We start from the raw sequence: 16,511 nt of genomic DNA on the forward strand, positions 1-16,511 counted from the left end.
GGCCGCAGCCTGCACAATCGCCTGGATCGAGGATTTCAAATGACCATGCCCGACGACCGGCTGACGACGCTGGAAATCCGCGCCGCCGAGCAGGAGAAGACCATCGAGGAACTGTCCGGCCAGATCGCCGAGCAGTGGAAGGTGATCGAGCGCACGCAGCGCAAGCTCGATGCGCTGGCCGACCGCTTCCTGGCGCTGGAGGAACAGGCCGCACCCGACGTGCCGGTGACCAAGCCGCCGCACTGGTGAGCTTGCGGATAAAAAGCCGCCGGGTTTTCACCCGGCGGCGTCGATCAGATCGGCAATCTCGCGATCAATAGGGGCAGGAATTGTCCGACATGTAATCGTGCACCTTGATGGTACCGGCGATGATATCGGCCTTGGCCTTTTCGACCGCCGCCTTCATCGCGTCGTCGACAAGCGCCTTGTTGTTGTCATCCATGGCGTAGTCGACGCCGCCCTCCTTGAGGCCGAGATCGTTGATGCCGCCGGTGAACTTGTCGTTCTTGGCGTCCATGAACGTGTTGTAGACGGCAACATCGACGCGCTTGACCATCGAGGTCAGCACCTTGCCGGGCTGCAGTCCATTCTGGTTGGAATCGACGCCGATGCCGAGCTTGCCGCCGTCGGCCGCTGCCTGCAGCACGCCGACACCGGTGCCGCCTGCCGCTGCGTAGATCACGTCGGCGCCCTGGTCGATCTGGGTCTTGGCGATCTCGCCGCCCTTGGCCGGATCGTTCCAGGCTGCCGGCGTGTCGCCGGTCATGTTCTGGATGACATCGGTCGCGCCGGCCGCCTTGGCGCCGCCGACATAACCGCAGCCGAATCGGCGGATCAGCGGAATGTCCATGCCGCCGATGAAGCCGACCTTTTTGGTCTTCGAGGCCATCGCCGCCATCACGCCGACGAGATAGGAGCCTTCCTGCTCCTTGTAGACGACGGAGCGGACGTTGGGCTTGTCGACGACCATGTCGATGATGGCGAATTTGGTCTCGGGAAACTCGACGGCGATCTTCTCCAGCGCATCCGCCCAGGAGAAGCCCGCCATGGCGATCGGATTGCGGCCATCCTCGGCGAAACGGCGCAGCGCCTGCTCGCGCTGGGTCGCGTTCGAGACCTCGAATTCCACATAGGCGATGCCGGTTTCGGCCTTGAACTTTTCGGCGCCGTTGTAGGACGCTTCGTTGAACGACTTGTCGAACTTGCCGCCGAGATCGTAGAGAAGTGCTGGCTGAATGTCCGCGGCGAAGGCCGGAAGAACCATCGCGGTTGCGGCCAGGAGGCCGAGAACGATACGTTTCATGTGATCCACACCCTGTCGGTTATTTTTCCGTTATGCACCGCCTGCCTGCGCGGTTCTCCGGCAGGCATGCGACATCAGACAGGAGTGTCTTCCTCCCGCTTCGGGCCAATCTGGCACGGCCCGAAGCAAAATTCACGCGGAATTTTGACCTGTTGGAAAAGCCGGGATCATCGTCCCGCCAAGGCCTCAGGCGGAGCCGCCAGCCGGGATGGCGCAGGCGACGCCGGTGCCCTGCAGATTGCAATAGCCGTAGGGATTCTTCGCCAGATATTGCTGGTGGTCTTCCTCGGCGAAGTAGAATTCCGGTGCCGGCGCGATCTCGGTGGTGATCTTGCTGCGCCCGGCGCCGCGCAACGAGGCCTCGTAGGCGTCGCGCGAGGCGATCGCCGCCTGGTATTGCGCATCACCGAACGTGTAGATCGTCGAGCGGTAGGTGGTGCCGACGTCGTTGCCCTGGCGCATGCCCTGCGTCGGATCATGGCTTTCCCAAAACAGCTTCAGAAGCTGTGCATAGGACACGATCTTCGGGTCGTAGACGACCAGCACGACTTCGGCATGACCGGTCAAACCGGTGCAGGTTTCCTGGTAGGTCGGATTGTGGGTTACGCCACCGGCATAGCCGACGGCCGTGACCCAGACGCCCTCGACCTGCCAGAACAGGCGTTCCGCGCCCCAGAAGCAGCCCAGCCCGAACATCGCCTTCTCCAGCCCGCCTGGATAGGGACCCTTCAGCGGCCGCTTCGAGACAAAGTGATTGGATGCCGTCGGGATAGGATTGGCGCGGCCCGGCAGCGCCTCGGCAGGTTTCGGCAGGTTGAGCTTCTTGTTCAGCATGTCGCTGAGAAACATGTGCAGTCTCCCTTTCTCTTTGGTTGGGGACGCCTTGGTTGGGGACGCCAGAAGATCCTTAACAACAAACTATCAAGTCTAGGCGAACCGCCCGGTCGCCCGCTCCCGCCGGTAGCCGATCATGTAGAGAACGAAGGCAAGCACCGCGAACACCGCGAAACCCGGCTGGTTGAGCACCCAGGCGATGGCACCGTCCCACAGCAGCGGACCAAGCTTGTCGCGGACGAAGCTTTCGAAGGCGCTTCGCGTATCCGGCGAGGCGGCGAGCCAACTCGTGTTGAGCGGGGTCATGACCAGGGCGGAGGCCGCCACCGAGCGCGTCGCGTCGACCACCGCCATGATGACCGAAACCGAAAGCGCAACCACTGCGGCAAGACGGAAGACGAAGCGGAACATCCAGACCCTACCTCCCCGCAAGCTTTTCAGAAATATCTGTATCGGCCTGATAAATAGGACCTGCGCGCTTTATCCGCAATTGCGACACTTGAAGTTGAACCTGCACCGCCGGTTTTCGCCGCTGAGCGTCGGTCGGCTGAGACGACCCCGCCGATCGCGGCGATCGGCTTGCCAAGCAGCGCTGGCGGCATGAACAGAGCATCCCTATCCGACCAAGCGAATAGAGTGCTGTTATGTCTTGGCATTCGGCACCGGATCGACTAGATGAGCCCCGCGCCTGTTGCTTTGACGGCTCAGGTGTTGGGAAAAGGTGTCCGCTGGTTGACGGGCCGACGGTGCGGAGTTCCGGACCGGGAATCCCCCAAGGAGACGGCATCTCCCCAACCCGCGCGGCGAAACCGGCCGTAGCGAAAATGCCAGGACGGAGAGGTGGCCGAGTGGTTGAAGGCGCACGCCTGGAAAGTGTGTTTACGGGAGACCGTAACGCGGGTTCGAATCCCGCTCTCTCCGCCAGATTTCTACTTAAGCGCCTGTTATCGCTGCGCTTTGTGAGTTGCGGTCTTTTCGTTCCTAACTTCGTTCCTAACGTCTGCAAACGATGAAGCTCGGCCATCGTGCCGCCAGCCCCTTTTGTTGACTTTGCTTGGGAATCGGAGCGTCCGGAAAAAGAAACCGCAGGGCAGGCCCCAGGATTCGCGTCTTCAGATGTCAAAGGAGACTGAGCAGCGCGTTATCCGCGAGTTTCAGTCGCCGTTCCCCGAACGTCCGAGCGGCGATCTGAGAGCCTGCTTGTCAAGAATGCCCTGCTGGTAAGCATGAAGAAGTAAAGCCCGCCACCATGAGGCAGCGGGCTAAAAACACGAGGCGCCGCTGAAACCCACCATCGTGTAGACGCGCCGCCGTTCATCGACGGTTCAGGCTCCTTGGCGTAAACTGGATAGCCAGCAACTGCGTCTTCCTATTCAGAGGAGTCCGCGATGAAAAGGCTCTTATCAGCACTAGCGGCCACAATCTTGGCCGCATCTTTCGCCTTGCCGGTCAACGCCGCGCCGATGTTCATGCAGAAACCGGAGCAAGCCCAGGCCAACGTGGTCGAACCCGTCAAAAAATGGAAAAAGGGGCACGGTAATCGTCACTGGCGGAATGGCCGCCACTGGAACAACCGGTACGCATGGCGAAATGGCCGCCACTGGAACAACCGGTACGCATGGCGAAATTGCGGCTACTATGGTTCTTGTTATCCACGCCGCTACTACGGCTACCGTAACTACTATCCGCGCTACTATCGGCCGTACTATCCGGGCTACTACCCAGGCTACTACCCTGGCTACTATCCTGGCTACTACCCTGGCTCGGGAGTGAGCATTTATCTGTCGTTCTAGCCAGTTGGATGCCCTGCTGAAATCGTCAAGCACGCCCCTTGCGGGGGCGAAGCTTGCGCTTGTGCAGCCCTTGCGCGATGGTAGCCGGGCTTGGGGGGCCATGCATGAAACCGGGTTCATCCGGGGAATGTCGGTCTCCATAAGTTTCTGAACGGGCCTCGCTTTCGGTCGGCGGCCAGGCACCAGGATGACATCCGTGCTAAGTGCCCCCAATTCGGAGGGAAAGATGCGACTATTTTTGGTGTTGATTTTGATGGCGCTGAGCGGCTGCGTATCCAATGTTTCCCCGGATAGTGATGGTATACCACGCCGCGCGTCCTTTGCTGGAAACCATTAGCCCGCCTAATTTGGCTGATTGCCAACGCCTATTTGCCGGTGCCTCAGCACTTGACGAGGAAAGCGAGACAAGCGGCAGCGCATAGAACGCGGAAAGCTAGCTTTCATCCCAGAAGTCCTGAAGCGAAGCGTGGCGAAGGTCGTCCTCGCCCCTGAGATGCTTGATGCGGACCTTGATCCCGGCTTGACCCACTGCGTTGCCGGCCGCTTTGGCATGTCCTTTGGCGGTGGCCCGGCATGTTCCTGGACCCGCTTCCCTAAAACCGAAAAAAACGCAGCGTGATGGGCCCCCACAATCCGCACCTCCGCCTTCGGACAAACCGCCCCGCCGGCACAGACAAGGATGCCTGCTTCGCACACCCATCAGCAGCGGTGTGGCTTCTAGCCGCAAGCAATTGCTTGAAGCAGTTGCCGATACCACATGGTGTTCCATAGCCAGCCAAGCGAGATGAACTCGCCCGACGCAGTCGCTGCCCTCCACGGTGGAAATCAGATTTGGATATGGCGATGACGTACGGCCAACCTTTAGGAACCAGAAAGACATCATGACTGAAAACACCAGACTGCCAACGAGCGACGTCCCCCTCATCAAGCTGGGCAGCTGTCAATGCCGCTTCCCGGTTCGCGAAGATCGGTCAGTACCCGGCGGTCACCGCTTTTGTGCTGGGCCAACTTCGCCTGACCGCGTGTACTGCGATCACCACCACAGCATCGTGACCGCCGTCGAGCCTCGTCGAGCCCGTTCGGGTTTCCACCTCGCTCAACGACGCGCCGCGTAAGTAGATACCGGGCGGCTGCACCTCGAACCGGTCTCAAGGGCTCGATGTGATGCTCTCCCGCGTGTTCGGGCACCCACATCGTCGGGCCGAGCAGTCCAAGAGAGCCGCAGAACCATCCGCTTTCCATTGAACTCGCTGGAGCCATCGAATTGCGGTGGCTGCCGGTGACAATGGTATCAGCCCCGCATCATCGAGTGCAGGATGGCCTGCATGTGCTCTTCCAGGTCGAGTTCGCCCCGTGCCTCAGTGGCTAACAGGTACTCGGCCTTGGCTCGGCGGTCGCCTCGACTGATCGCAGGATAGGAGCAGATGGCCAGCAATGCGCCCTCTTCAATCCGGTCCGCTCTCTTGCGGTCGTGGCTGCTGCTGTCCGCTCGATGAACAACCCTGTGGAGCGCGTCGTAGGCGGCCTCATGGGTTCCGATCAGCGCCTGCAATTCGGGTGAGGCACCTTCCCTTTCAGCAAACGTCGGTCCAACGAACGAGGGTACAGCGATGAACGCAAGAAGTGTACGGCGGGTGACTTCGGGCATGCCTCATATCCTTGCAGTCTGATCATGCAGAAACACCATAGCACCGAAGCAACAGTTCGGAGAGGCGCTATGGAATGGGGCAGCGATGTCTGCTGACAAAAATGTATCCGTTCCCGCAGTTGCTCGCCTCGCCTACCGCTGGCCGGTTGGGCCTCTGAAAACTGAAAACACGCAGCGTAGTGGGGACGCAGCAGGCGAGGAAAAGAAATAGTACACTGTTACTCCAATTGCCTATAGATCAGGCGAAAGCTTGCTTTTGAGGGGTCATTCCGGTTCGAAATGAAGGCCGCCGTCATGAGGCAGCGAGGCGTTACGGCGGTTAGGACTTCCTGTCGCCGTTTGGATTTGGTGCCGGAGCCTCGCGCACGTCTCGTGGCGGCGGGTCCACATGTTCAGGCTCCGGCGACGCTTCCTTGTCGGGACGACGGACAGGTGTCTTCTTCGGGGCGGGCTTCGGTGGCGGGTCTTTGATTTTGTTTGACATATCCAGTTAACCGGATCGCCAAGCTCTGGTTCCGGTGTGCCCATCAAAGGCCCCGCCACCGTGAGGCAGCGGGCGACGGGTGGAATGCGGGAACGGAAGAAGGCAATAAGGTGCACTGTCACCGGAAAAAAACTTCGGGTCCCGGCCGGCGGCAGAAAGGCAGCAAGGTCGGGTCTACTTCGAGGAAGGTTACTGGAGAAAATCCGGCAACGTTGTCGTGTGTCCATTCCGGTCGAATTCCGAAGCAAAGCTGTAAGACCTGGAGAACTCGAAGCTGACCTTGTCGTAGAGGCCGGGTTTGCTGGAATAATCCTGCAACGCTTTAAGCAGGATTTTCTGCTCGAAAGGCCAAGCCAATCCATCGGCCACGCTGCGCACCTCGCCGCAACCGACCTCGATGTCGACGACAGTCTTTCGCGATTGGACGTCCCCCAGAAAATGAAGCTGAACGTGACCGTCGGCGCATTTGGTGTGCCCGTAGCTGTTCAGCTTGAAACCTCCACAAGATACTCGACTGTTTTATCCGCAATCATTCTATTATTTCGGTAGTATATTTTGGTGTGCCTTACCCGCTGGATCAAATCCCTCTTGCACCGTGGTGCCGAGATTGAATTGTAGAACATCAGGTAGTGTACTGCTCTGTTGGCTCCAGATTCCTTCCGAAATCCTTTCGCATAGTAATCATCCAGGAATTGGTCTATCTCGATGCCAGCTTTCGCTGCGAGCGCCTTTTCCTCACGGTACACCTTGTTTTTGCTGTAGGTCTTCGGACCGTCCAAGGCTCCCGACTGCCTGGTGTCGCCTTCCATCCCTCGGCGCAATGTGACCTGCTCCAGGATGATCTCCGATGCCGATAAAGGTACCGAAAAGAGCACAATGCCCAGAGACAACAGATACTTCATACTTAACGCACCTCAGGGATAGCATGAGCCACGGCAGGTAGTTGAACCGGGGCATTGCGGCCAATTCGCGGCCTGGTTGCCGCCCAGCCGGGCATGTCCGTAGCGGCTCGATCGTCACATAATACAGATCGCGGTGGCGCTCCCATTGCCGAGTGCGCCCCGCACAGATCCGACGAGCCCGATTAGCGCATACAACTCCTGCCTCGGGTAATTGACGGCGCTGGTGCGGCCAAGGATGAAGGAGCGCGGTTTGGGCAGCCAGTCGTTGGCCAGCCGCGTGAACCACTCCCAGGTCACGACGTCGTTCTGGCAGCGGCGCCGAAGCGCCCGTCGCTCAAAGGGGGCAGACAAAGCGCACTAGCTCTCGTCACCAAAACCCAGCAGCGACGCATTGCGTATGTGGCTGTGGTCGCCGCGAAGATGCCTGATGCGCAGCTTCACCCCGGGCCTGAGCCATTGTGTGCCCGGCCGTTTCTTCATGGCCTGTGGCGGCGGCCCGGCATGCTCCCGAACCCGCTTGAACAGCCGCTCCTTCATGTCGCGGCCCAGGCTGATCAGGGCGGAACCGACAAATGTCCTGGTGCCGGGCTGTGCCAAAAGGGCGAAGGCTGCCTCGCCGGGCTGGCGCTCGACGCCCAGCAGTTCGAATACATCGACCGTGAAGCTCTTGGTCTTCAGCCAGTTCGAGGTCAGGCCGCTGCGATATTTGCTGTCGGCGCGCTTCGAAACAATTCCCTCAAGCTCGACCTCCTCGACGAGGTGGAAGAGCGACTGCGCGTCACCAGGCAGGGCCTCGCTGAACCGAATGCGGCTGTGCGGCTTGATGATACCGCTGAGAAGTTGACGGCGTGCCTTGCAGCCGATGTCGCGCAGATCATGGCCGTTCAGGTGAAGAATGTCGAATGCGCACAGGTACATGCCATAGGGATTGTTGTGGACGGCGTTCTGGAGCGCGTTGAAGTCGGGCATGCCGGCCTTGTCGGTGACGACCGCCTCGCCGTCGATGATGGCGTTCTTGACCTCAAGCTCACCCGCGGCTTCCACGATGCCCAGATATTGACGCGTCCAGTCCTTACCGGTTTCGGTATAGACGCGGATATCCTCGGGGCTGTTGATAATGATCTGGGCGCGGTAGCCATCCAGCTTGATCTCATGAATCCAGTTGTCACCCGCGGGCGGCATGGCCACCAGCTTTGGCTCCATCGGGGGAATGAACTCTAGCCGGCCGGTACCGGCATTTGCCCGCCTGCGCATGGAACCCAGTCTCGGTCATCTCCGTATATTAGCCATAGCAAATATTAGAAAGCCCTAAAGGAGTGTCTGGTATGGCAGACGACCAAAGCAAACGCGACTTTCGCGACCGCAACGCGATATCGGCGAGCGACGATTATGAAGTGAACTTTTTCGCTCTGCAGAACAACATCACGCCGGAGCAGGTGCGCGAACTGATCCGCAAGCACGGCAACGATCGGGCAACTCTGACCGCTGCCGCGAAGGCATTGCCGGCACAATGATGACCAAACTCTCAGACCTGGGGCCGCCGATCGCCGGCTGGTCTTTGGCTATTTCCGTACGATAGGCAGAAAAACCCGCGCCCCGTGGTGGGGAAGAGGACGCGGGCTGACGGAGGGACGAGCCGATCTCGCAGCATGTCTGCACAGGAAATAATGCTGCGGAAGCCAAACTTTCTACCTAAGCCTTTGTTCCAACGCAAAAAACCAGCCGCACCTTACGCCAAGCCGGTCAATGAGGCCTGGATTTCAATCCCTATTGGGCGGCACCTAAATTCCAGATGTCCCGATGCAGGCGCCATGTCCCGTCGTCGCCCTTTTTCCAGACGACGATGTACTTGCCCACAAGGGTGGAGAGGGCGCCGTCTTTGCTCGGCGCATCGAGCGTAAATGCGCCAACTTCGTAGGCGAGGTTCGCGCTCTCTTCCACTTCCAGCGCCTTCAGGGTGAGATTCTTCATCCCGCCTTTGATCGCGCCCTGCCAGAATTCTTCCACGCCCTTGCGGCCATCGACGCGCTTGCCGTCGGGCGGCAGCAAGGCAGCGTCCTCGGTATACAATTGACCCACCGCCGCCGCGTTTCCGCTATTGAAGGCGTCCGTGAATTTCGGCAGCGCCGCTTCGATGTCCTCGCGAGCCGACTGGGCGGCCGCAGACAATGCAGACGATAGAAGCAGCACAGCAGCAAATGCGAATGACTTAACCGGTCTCATCTCGTCCTCCCTTTGCGTGGTCGACATATCTACCGGATGAATAGCACGCCCAACCCGAGTGCGCCGCCGCGCCCACTCAATCGGCCAGACCTGATTTGCATTAGGCTTATCTAATCGCGCAAGCGCCAGACGCTCTCAGCCCACTACCCATCGGCCCGCCTTCTCCGCCAGAGGCGCGGGCTTGGCTCAGCAATATCCTGACACCGTTTAGTGTGGAACCGCAGGTATTCCCGAGACGGAGCGCGCCGTTTCGGCGGAGAAAACCACGAAGGCAAAGATGAGCACGCTGCCAGCGACGATCATTGAGCCGGTGGCGACGATCGGCTCAAGCGCCGGATTTCCATGCAGCATCAAGTAGAGGGCCGGCAACATCACCACCAGGCCAAGATTATAGACGCCATAATGGACCATTGCGATACTGCGGGCGGCTTTTGCCGGGTTCAGGGCGTAGTACCCACCGAATATTGCACTTGTTACCCATCCCAGGAGATTGATGTGTGCGTGAGCCGGGTAGGCGCCGTGATTGCCTGAAATTGCCATTTGCAGGCCGGCTGCAATTCCCAAAATAAGAAAGACGATCGCTGTCTTGAAAAAGAGTTCCGAGATTTTCGGCATGTCATGTCCTCCCAAGCCGTTGCTGGCGGCCCGGCAGCCTGTTGGGGGTGACCGGCTGGCCGCCGGGCCTAACCGGCTTGCGCCGGCTGATGAAAACATGCGCTCACACTAATATAATTGCAAGATCGAGATACCGGTGCGCACAGCGGAGATTGACGATCTGGACTCCGTCCCAAAGCGGGCGGCCGGAAAGCGATTTCGGTTCAATCGTCCGCGTGGAAAACGCTAGCCAGGACGCCGCAGGTGTTCGACAAGGGCGCGCAGCTTCGGCGCGACGTTGCGACGGCTCGGATAATAAAGGTAGAAGCCGGCAAAGCGCGGGCAATAGTCGACGAGAACCGGCACCAGTTCGCCCCGAGCGATCCACGGGCGAAAGCTTTCCTCCATGCCGAAAGTGATGCCGGCGCCGGCAATGGCGAGCTTTATCATCAACGCCATGTCGTTGGTCGTGATCGCCGGCGCGACCGCGACGCTGAACTCCTTGCCGTCCTCGGCGAATTCCCAGCGATAGGGCGCGACCTTCGGGGCGCGACGCCAGCCAATGCAGCGATGGCCCGCGAGTTCCTGCGGATGCGACGGCTCGCCAAACCGATCACGATAGGCCGGCGCGCAGGCGGCCAGCTGCCGCTCGTCACCGGCGACAGGCACCGCGATCATGTCCTGCTCGATCACCTCGCCGAGCCTGACGCCGGCATCGTATCCCTCGGCGACGATATCGAACTCCTCGTCCGTCACCGTGATGTCGATCCGGACCTCCGGATTGGCTTCGGCAAAGGTCGTCAGGAACGGCCCTGAAAGAAAGCGCTCGGCGATCGATGAGACGGCGAGCCGCAACTGCCCGCGCGGACGCCCGCGCAGGTCCCCGGTGCTCTCCATTGCGGCGCGCATGTCGGCGATGGCGGGCGCTATCTCGGCGTAGAGGCGTTCGCCAGCCTCGGTCAGGCTGACGCTTCGCGTCGTGCGCTGGACCAGCCCGATACCGAGCGTCTCTTCCAGCCGCTTCATCGTCTGGCTGACCGCCGAGCGGGTGACGCCCATCCGGTCCGCAGCCGCGCGAAAGCTCCGCTCCTCGGCGACGAGGGCGAAGACGGCAAGCGCATTGAGATCCGGCTGCATTGGTTAGCTGTGCTTTCAACGCTGTAAACAAATGGTCGTCTTATCGCTACAGTGAAACAGATCCATCTTCGTGGCAACCGCTGCATCGCGGTTCGCAAGATCAACCAGACGGAGACCAAACATGTCCCTCAACCCAAATATGTCTCTCAACAAAGTCGTGCTCATCACCGGGGCTTCGAGCGGCATTGGCGCCGCCATCGGCCGGCAGCTCGGTGCCGCAGGAGCAAAGGTCATGCTCGGCGCGCGCCGCACCGATCGGCTGAACGCCCTCGCAGAAGAGATCAGGGCAAAGGGCGGGGAGGCACTGACACGCCGCCTGGACGTGACCGACCGCGCCGATGTCGCCGCCTTTGCCGATGCGGCGCGCCAGGCTGGGGACGCGTCGATGTGATCGTCAACAATGCCGGCGTCATGCCGTTGTCGCTGATGGCCTCGATGAAGGTCGACGAATGGGACCGAATGGTCGACGTCAACATCAAGGGCGTGCTCTACGGCATCGCTGCGGTGCTGCCGGAGATGACGGCCCGAGGCTCCGGCCATGTCGTCAACATCGCCTCCATCGGCGCGCTTTCGGTATCGCCGACAGCCGCGGTCTATTGCGCAACCAAATACGCGGTCCGCGCCATCTCCGATGGCTTGCGGCAGGAGCACGACGACATCCGCATCACCTGCATCCACCCCGGCGTGGTCGAGAGCGAGCTCGCCGACACGATCACCGATCCGGTTGCGGTGGAAGCGATGAAGACCTATCGCGCCATTGCGCTGCAGCCCGACGCGATCGGCCGTGCCGTGCGCTTTGCCATCGAACAGCCGGACGATGTCGACGTGAACGAGATCGTCATCCGGCCGACAGCCAGAAAGTAGTCTCATGAAACAGATTTCCATACTTGCCGCTGCCGTGCTTGTTGCCGGCGCGGCCGGCTTATCCGCACAGAAAGGCCTCGCCCGGATGAATATCGCGCAAAATACCGCTGCCCGACCTTCGGCAAGCCACCCCTATGTCGGGATGTGGGTCACGGCCGATGGCCATATCCGCCACAACTTGCTTCCAAATGGTCGCTATGACGAAGCGCGCGGGAACCGTAAGAGCGCATACCAGGGGCGCTATGAGATCCGGGGAAATCACATCAACTACTGGGACGACACCGGCTTTACCGCTGACGGAACGTTCATCGACGATGTGCTGCACCACGCCGGCATGATTTTGTATCTGGAGAAGTAGATGACGTTCGTATTTCGATAAAAAGGTTTCGCATGGCGCCGCTGCACCATATGTCTCTGGTGCGCAGCCAAAAACAGGGGCTCACCTTGCCAACCGAACCACGTTCTCCACGGCTTGCAGTGCTGATCGACGCGGACAATACCTCGGCCAAGATTGCCGACGGCTTGTTCGAGGAAATCGCGAAGATCGGCGAGGCAAGCGTCCGTCGCATCTACGGCGATTTCTCCAGCACCCGCTCAAAGGCGTGGGCCGACGTGCTGTCGAAGCATGCGATCATCCCGCAGCAGCAATTCGCCTACACCACCGGCAAGAACGCATCCGACATCACGCTCGTCATCGACGCCATGGACCTTCTCCACAGCGGGCGGTTCGAAGGCTTCTGCCTGGTGTCGTCCGACAGCGATTTCACCCGCCTTGCCGCTCGCATCAGGGAGCACGGGATCGACGTTTATGGGTTTGGCGAGCAGAAGACGCCGGAGAGTTTCCGGCAGGCATGCCGCCGGTTCGTATACACCGAGAACCTGCTGCCGACTGCGCCAGCCAACGCGAACGATGCGGCGCCGACGAAGTCCTTGCAGCCGCCCAGCGCCGCGACGCCGATCATCACCAGGGTCATTTCACAGATGGGAACCGAGGACGGCTGGGTGCCGCTCGGCATTGTCGGCAATCAGCTCGCCAATCTGGCATCGGACTTCGATCCCAGAACCTTCGGCTTTCGCAAGCTGAGCGATCTCGTGCGCAAGACCAATGCCTTTGAGATCGATCATCCCGAGGGCGGAGCGATGCGTATAAGGGTCAAGCCAGCTGCGAAGGGCAGAGAGAAATCGAGGTCGGCAGCATCGCGCTGAGCCCTGCAAAAAGCTAGCTGTCCCCAGTCCAATTGGTGTCCGATCGGCATCTGGTCGGACCACAATTTCGCTGGCGAAAACCACCATTCGGCGTATTATTCTCGTGGCAGAGAGTTCATGGCGGAGGAGGCCAATGGACATCGTTTCGAGAGCGCCTGTCGTTGACTTGCCGGCCCATGAACTTGTTTCATCAGCGCTTTCAAAATTCCGCGCCGGCGACACCATATCGACCAGAGCCGCAATAGACACCATCCGCCGGGCAGGCCCAGCTTGTACGGACAGCGACGACCAACTGGTCGAGCTTATCGTCATGACCGCAATTGGCAGGACCATGGGGATCGTGTTCGACCATCGGTGCCGCTAATGCACATCACCCGGCCCGCAATTGGCTTGCGCACTGTCTAAAATGAGACTGGCGACATAAGCCACTCAGTAACCATGAATTGTGACCGGGATGGATCGCGCCATTCGCTGTCGGAACGAATAATCCGGCTTCGCCGTTGCTGTCCTTGGGGTCGAGGAGTGGCGGCAATGCGTGATGAACAGTTCGACGTTCCGGTGACGATCGAGAGCGAACGGACCGGACGCCGGCTTTCTGTGACGAGGACGGTCCAGGCGGCCTCGCTTCTGGTCGACAAATGGCCAGACGAAAAGCGCGGGCCGAAATATCGCGCGGCCTTGAAAGCCATGATGGATGCGATGGAGCAGCGGCGGGCGGTTGGCACTGCGCGGCGGGCATTCACGGCGGCCGCCAAGGAAGCCCATGTGTTTGTGCGCGAAGGCCGGCATTAAAGCGCGTCACGTCTGAAGAGCTCGATGCCACGTGCTTTTGGTTCTTGTTTTTAGGGATGTCGTTGCCCAAGACCGCTGCGCAGCTTTGGGCGACATGCATTGCTCCTGTTTATGCATGTCGTTGTCCCAAAACCGCTGCGCACGTTTGGGCGACATGCATTGCTGCTGTTTATGCTGTCGTTGTCCCAAAACCGCTGCGCACTTTTGGGCGACATGCATTAAGGAACCTCACGAAATCTCCGCCGTTATGCTCCAGGTCTAAGCGAGGAGTGAACTGCCATGCCCGACGACAAGACCAAGACCGACAACCGCGATCGCTCACAAGTAGCCGGCGATGAAGACTATGAGGTGAGGCATCTCGCCGAGGAAGCCGGCATCACTCCCGACCAGGCTCGCACGTTGATCAAGCGCCACGGCACCGACCGCAAGGTTCTGAACGAAATCGCCAAGAGCATAAAGGCATTGTGATGGCTGAAAAACGGACCGCAATGGCCGATCGGAAGAAACGCGAACCGGACGACAAGGAGGCCCTGCGCCTGGCCGAGACCACCGACGTTTCGCCCAACCAGGCGAAGGATCTGATGCGCAAGCACGGCAAGGACAGCGCCAAGGTCGAGAAGGAAGCCAAGAACTTCAAGGCCGAAGGCTGAGCAGCCAAGTGGCGGAGCGTGTCCGCTCTGGTTCCCGCATCAGCTTCGCACCCGCCAGCCATTCGCACGCTGGACGACAGCCCCATCCTCTTCTTCGATGAACTCGGATGGAAGCGGGCGTATGCGGACGACTATGCCGTGATCTATACGCGAAATCGCTGATTTTCGGCGGCTTCGCCCCGCCGCACGCCTTGTCTTTGAGCGCCGCGCTGAGAGCCGCGACGGCAAATCCTTTATAGGATTCTTATTTCTTTCCTCTTCGCCACGTCTCGAACCTTTATGGGGTTTGGATCCATATTCAGTCGGGAAGGACACATCTCGGTCGCCATTATTGGACGAGGGGCCGGGCATTCCGCGCGCCGATCTGGAGCGCGTTTTCGACACGTTCTTGGCAGCCAGGGCTATGCGATCAGCGAGGCGCCGAACGCCAAGACGGCGATCGAACTCGTGGAGACGGAAAAGCCGGACCTGATCCTGCTCGATCTCGGCCTCCCCGGCATGGGCGGTCACGAATTGCTGCGCAAATGGCGGGACGACGGCCTGGATGTTCCCGTCGTCATCCTTTCCAGCCGCGTCACGGCCTGGCGCGCACGTCGCGCATCGCGAGAACCCGCATAATTGAATGTCACACTTGCTGGTTGCATTACAATGTGAAATTTTGTGTTATCGCATCCCCACAAATTCTCTTTAACAAAATCATGGTTAACAGCTGCTTGCCGCAGGTTAGCCACAGTCGGATTTTACCAAGCGTGATTGGGAAATTCTACAGCTTGGCGGGACCGTCCAAAAACGAAACAGTGGAGCGACGATCTAATGCCGCAACATAGCGCACATGAACAATATCTACTTGAACTTATCAACGCGGAGAGGGCTAAGGCCGGAGTGCAGCCGCTGGCCTTCGATAATGATCTCAGCGAGGCGGCTGAGGGGCACAGCAGATGGATGCTTGCAACCGACACCTTTTCTCACACGGGGTCGGGAGGGTCCTCGCCCACCCAGCGTATGAAGGCTGCCGGCTACACCCTAACGGGCTCCTGGGCGACAGGAGAGAACATCGCATGGGCTACGACCAGGTCACCGACGGGCTACAATGACGAGATTCTGCTCCTGCACAACAACCTGATGAACTCCCCGGGTCATCGTGCCAACATCCTCAACGGGAACTTCCGCGAGGTAGGTCTTGGATTCGAGGTTGGCGATTACCGGGGGCGCTCCAGCGGTTTCGTGGCGGAGAATTTCGCCAAGACCGGATCAGACCTGTTCCTGACCGGTGTGGCGATCGACGACAAGGACGGGGATAGGTTCTACGATCCCGGTGAAGGTCTATCCGGTCTCACCATCACAGCGAAGAGTTCGACGGGCGCGACGTTTACGACGAAGACCATGGGCGCCGGCGGCTACGACCTCGCGCTCAAGCCCGGCACCTACACAGTAACCTTCTCGGGGGCGGGCATCGAAGCTTCGACGCGCACCGTCTCTGTCGGGAGCAAGAACGTCAAACTCGATCTCGTCGATCCGAAGCAGGGAGCCGTCGCTGCCGTTCAGGATGAACCGGCGGCAGTTTCCGATCCGGCGCCGCAGCAGGAACCAACGCCAACGGCGCAAGCTGAGCCGGCCCCGACACCAACGGCGCAAGCTGAACCGGCCCCGACAACGCCGCCGGATTCTGGGCAGCCGAATTCTGGCTCCCAGTGGCTTGCAACCTTCTTCGGCAAACAGGGCGTAAACTTCCGGTCTGACCAGACCCTGGCCGAACATGAGGAGGCTGAAGGAACGCCTGGCACGGCTAAGGAGAGTGTTGCACAGGTGGCGCTTGACGGCGATAACATCGTGTTTCCACAACTCGGGAACGCTCGGGGCCAACTCGACGACGCTATCGAGCAGGTCCGGGACAATGCGTCGACCGCGCTAGCAAATGCGGGCGATCCGAGACCGGCTTTTGATTGGGCAGAGTATGCACATACGCAAGCGGGCGATGCCGACGCGCTGGCTGCGAAACTCATCGAGCAACTGTCTGCGCATAACAACAGCGTGATCGCCGATCAGGCCGCGTAGCCAATGCCGGACGATGCGGGCCTGCA

At 60.0% G+C, this 16,511-nt stretch carries 20 protein-coding genes, 1 tRNA gene and 2 pseudogenes; 13 read left to right on the forward strand and 10 right to left on the reverse strand.

All coding sequences use genetic code 11. The features are described from left to right. Window positions 1-39: 39 nt before the first annotated feature. A complete protein-coding gene (locus AC0L15_RS09720) occupies window positions 40-249 on the forward strand; it encodes a SlyX family protein (protein WP_287246005.1) in 210 nt (69 codons plus the stop codon). Window positions 250-313: 64 nt separating this feature from the next. Here the strand turns inward: AC0L15_RS09720 and AC0L15_RS09725 are convergent, their stop codons facing one another. The 3 genes from AC0L15_RS09725 to AC0L15_RS09735 form a co-directional block, all read right to left on the reverse strand. Continuing rightward, window positions 314-1,303, reverse strand: a complete 990-nt coding sequence (locus AC0L15_RS09725) for a BMP family lipoprotein (protein WP_023797496.1) — start codon at window positions 1,301-1,303, stop codon at window positions 314-316. A gap of 186 nt (window positions 1,304-1,489) precedes the next feature. Next, window positions 1,490-2,152: a peptide-methionine (S)-S-oxide reductase MsrA gene (gene msrA, locus AC0L15_RS09730; RefSeq protein ID WP_287246003.1), complete on the reverse strand. Its 663-nt coding sequence runs from the start codon at window positions 2,150-2,152 to the stop codon at window positions 1,490-1,492. A gap of 78 nt (window positions 2,153-2,230) precedes the next feature. Beyond that, window positions 2,231-2,548, reverse strand: a complete 318-nt coding sequence (locus tag AC0L15_RS09735; RefSeq protein ID WP_287064701.1) for a hypothetical protein — start codon at window positions 2,546-2,548, stop codon at window positions 2,231-2,233. Between the two features lie 423 nt (window positions 2,549-2,971). Here AC0L15_RS09735 and AC0L15_RS09740 point away from each other — a divergent pair. Next, a tRNA-Ser gene (locus tag AC0L15_RS09740) sits at window positions 2,972-3,061 on the forward strand. A gap of 464 nt (window positions 3,062-3,525) precedes the next feature. Continuing rightward, a complete protein-coding gene (locus AC0L15_RS09745; RefSeq protein WP_287245979.1) occupies window positions 3,526-3,930 on the forward strand; it encodes a hypothetical protein in 405 nt (134 codons plus the stop codon). 1,291 nt (window positions 3,931-5,221) lie between these two features. Here AC0L15_RS09745 and AC0L15_RS09750 read toward each other — a convergent pair. The 4 genes from AC0L15_RS09750 to AC0L15_RS09765 form a co-directional block, all read right to left on the reverse strand. Further along, window positions 5,222-5,578, reverse strand: coding sequence for a hypothetical protein (locus AC0L15_RS09750; protein WP_287064703.1), 357 nt, complete (start codon window positions 5,576-5,578; stop codon window positions 5,222-5,224). Window positions 5,579-6,251: 673 nt separating this feature from the next. Further along, window positions 6,252-6,431, reverse strand: coding sequence for a hypothetical protein (locus AC0L15_RS09755; protein ID WP_287245978.1), 180 nt, complete (start codon window positions 6,429-6,431; stop codon window positions 6,252-6,254). A 116-nt stretch (window positions 6,432-6,547) separates the two neighbouring features. Beyond that, a complete protein-coding gene (locus tag AC0L15_RS09760) occupies window positions 6,548-6,964 on the reverse strand; it encodes a hypothetical protein (protein WP_473496286.1) in 417 nt (138 codons plus the stop codon). A 357-nt stretch (window positions 6,965-7,321) separates the two neighbouring features. Further along, the gene (locus tag AC0L15_RS09765; RefSeq protein ID WP_287246589.1) at window positions 7,322-8,146 is read right to left on the reverse strand and encodes an ATP-dependent DNA ligase; all 825 of its coding nucleotides are present in this window, start codon (window positions 8,144-8,146) and stop codon (window positions 7,322-7,324) included. Between the two features lie 143 nt (window positions 8,147-8,289). Between AC0L15_RS09765 and AC0L15_RS09770 the strand changes: the two genes are divergently transcribed. After that, complete coding sequence (locus tag AC0L15_RS09770; RefSeq protein ID WP_287245976.1) at window positions 8,290-8,478, forward strand: DUF3606 domain-containing protein; 189 nt, start codon at window positions 8,290-8,292, stop codon at window positions 8,476-8,478. A gap of 253 nt (window positions 8,479-8,731) precedes the next feature. On the opposite strand, the gene AC0L15_RS09775 is transcribed toward AC0L15_RS09770, so the two are convergent. From AC0L15_RS09775 to AC0L15_RS09785, 3 genes are all read right to left on the reverse strand, one after another. Then, entirely contained in the window at window positions 8,732-9,187 is a 456-nt protein-coding gene (locus AC0L15_RS09775; RefSeq protein ID WP_236392813.1) for a YybH family protein, read from the reverse strand. 207 nt (window positions 9,188-9,394) lie between these two features. Then, window positions 9,395-9,802, reverse strand: coding sequence for a hypothetical protein (locus tag AC0L15_RS09780; protein ID WP_287245975.1), 408 nt, complete (start codon window positions 9,800-9,802; stop codon window positions 9,395-9,397). Between the two features lie 225 nt (window positions 9,803-10,027). Next, a complete protein-coding gene (locus AC0L15_RS09785) occupies window positions 10,028-10,918 on the reverse strand; it encodes a LysR family transcriptional regulator (RefSeq protein ID WP_287245974.1) in 891 nt (296 codons plus the stop codon). A gap of 139 nt (window positions 10,919-11,057) precedes the next feature. Between AC0L15_RS09785 and AC0L15_RS09790 the strand changes: the two are divergent. From AC0L15_RS09790 to AC0L15_RS09830, 9 genes and pseudogenes are all read left to right on the forward strand, one after another. Next, window positions 11,058-11,782, forward strand: a pseudogene (locus AC0L15_RS09790) (SDR family oxidoreductase). A gap of 85 nt (window positions 11,783-11,867) precedes the next feature. Further along, window positions 11,868-12,140: an Atu4866 domain-containing protein gene (locus AC0L15_RS09795; RefSeq protein ID WP_287064764.1), complete on the forward strand. Its 273-nt coding sequence runs from the start codon at window positions 11,868-11,870 to the stop codon at window positions 12,138-12,140. An 86-nt stretch (window positions 12,141-12,226) separates the two neighbouring features. Next, a complete protein-coding gene (locus tag AC0L15_RS09800; protein ID WP_091595693.1) occupies window positions 12,227-12,988 on the forward strand; it encodes an NYN domain-containing protein in 762 nt (253 codons plus the stop codon). 133 nt (window positions 12,989-13,121) lie between these two features. Continuing rightward, complete coding sequence (locus tag AC0L15_RS09805) at window positions 13,122-13,352, forward strand: hypothetical protein (RefSeq protein ID WP_027153036.1); 231 nt, start codon at window positions 13,122-13,124, stop codon at window positions 13,350-13,352. Window positions 13,353-13,519: 167 nt separating this feature from the next. Further along, window positions 13,520-13,780 (forward strand): DUF982 domain-containing protein, encoded by a 261-nt coding sequence (locus AC0L15_RS09810; RefSeq protein WP_167366476.1) that lies wholly within the window; start codon window positions 13,520-13,522, stop codon window positions 13,778-13,780. A gap of 279 nt (window positions 13,781-14,059) precedes the next feature. After that, window positions 14,060-14,248 (forward strand): DUF3606 domain-containing protein, encoded by a 189-nt coding sequence (locus AC0L15_RS09815; RefSeq protein ID WP_023797481.1) that lies wholly within the window; start codon window positions 14,060-14,062, stop codon window positions 14,246-14,248. Then, window positions 14,248-14,430: a hypothetical protein gene (locus AC0L15_RS09820; protein WP_236392819.1), complete on the forward strand. Its 183-nt coding sequence runs from the start codon at window positions 14,248-14,250 to the stop codon at window positions 14,428-14,430. Before AC0L15_RS09815 ends, AC0L15_RS09820 begins: the two co-directional genes overlap by 1 nt. Window positions 14,431-14,817: 387 nt before the next feature. Beyond that, window positions 14,818-15,003: pseudogene (locus tag AC0L15_RS09825) on the forward strand (response regulator transcription factor); the annotation flags it as partial. A gap of 240 nt (window positions 15,004-15,243) precedes the next feature. Further along, window positions 15,244-16,485: a CAP domain-containing protein gene (locus AC0L15_RS09830; protein WP_287245973.1), complete on the forward strand. Its 1,242-nt coding sequence runs from the start codon at window positions 15,244-15,246 to the stop codon at window positions 16,483-16,485. Window positions 16,486-16,511 lie beyond the last annotated feature (26 nt).

Source organism: Mesorhizobium sp. WSM4846, from assembly GCF_055811415.1.

Coding starts and splice junctions, on each gene's coding strand:
- AC0L15_RS09720 (WP_287246005.1), top strand. CDS start 40: ATGACCATGCCCGACGACCGGCTGACGACGCTGGAAATCCGCGCCGCC.
- AC0L15_RS09725 (WP_023797496.1), bottom strand. CDS start 1,303: ATGAAACGTATCGTTCTCGGCCTCCTGGCCGCAACCGCGATGGTTCTT.
- msrA (WP_287246003.1), bottom strand. CDS start 2,152: ATGTTTCTCAGCGACATGCTGAACAAGAAGCTCAACCTGCCGAAACCT.
- AC0L15_RS09735 (WP_287064701.1), bottom strand. CDS start 2,548: ATGTTCCGCTTCGTCTTCCGTCTTGCCGCAGTGGTTGCGCTTTCGGTT.
- AC0L15_RS09745 (WP_287245979.1), top strand. CDS start 3,526: ATGAAAAGGCTCTTATCAGCACTAGCGGCCACAATCTTGGCCGCATCT.
- AC0L15_RS09750 (WP_287064703.1), bottom strand. CDS start 5,578: ATGCCCGAAGTCACCCGCCGTACACTTCTTGCGTTCATCGCTGTACCC.
- AC0L15_RS09760 (WP_473496286.1), bottom strand. CDS start 6,964: ATGAAGTATCTGTTGTCTCTGGGCATTGTGCTCTTTTCGGTACCTTTA.
- AC0L15_RS09765 (WP_287246589.1), bottom strand. CDS start 8,146: ATGCCGCCCGCGGGTGACAACTGGATTCATGAGATCAAGCTGGATGGC.
- AC0L15_RS09770 (WP_287245976.1), top strand. CDS start 8,290: ATGGCAGACGACCAAAGCAAACGCGACTTTCGCGACCGCAACGCGATA.
- AC0L15_RS09775 (WP_236392813.1), bottom strand. CDS start 9,187: ATGAGACCGGTTAAGTCATTCGCATTTGCTGCTGTGCTGCTTCTATCG.
- AC0L15_RS09780 (WP_287245975.1), bottom strand. CDS start 9,802: ATGCCGAAAATCTCGGAACTCTTTTTCAAGACAGCGATCGTCTTTCTT.
- AC0L15_RS09785 (WP_287245974.1), bottom strand. CDS start 10,918: ATGCAGCCGGATCTCAATGCGCTTGCCGTCTTCGCCCTCGTCGCCGAG.
- AC0L15_RS09795 (WP_287064764.1), top strand. CDS start 11,868: ATGAATATCGCGCAAAATACCGCTGCCCGACCTTCGGCAAGCCACCCC.
- AC0L15_RS09805 (WP_027153036.1), top strand. CDS start 13,122: ATGGACATCGTTTCGAGAGCGCCTGTCGTTGACTTGCCGGCCCATGAA.
- AC0L15_RS09810 (WP_167366476.1), top strand. CDS start 13,520: ATGCGTGATGAACAGTTCGACGTTCCGGTGACGATCGAGAGCGAACGG.
- AC0L15_RS09815 (WP_023797481.1), top strand. CDS start 14,060: ATGCCCGACGACAAGACCAAGACCGACAACCGCGATCGCTCACAAGTA.
- AC0L15_RS09820 (WP_236392819.1), top strand. CDS start 14,248: ATGGCTGAAAAACGGACCGCAATGGCCGATCGGAAGAAACGCGAACCG.
- AC0L15_RS09830 (WP_287245973.1), top strand. CDS start 15,244: ATGCCGCAACATAGCGCACATGAACAATATCTACTTGAACTTATCAAC.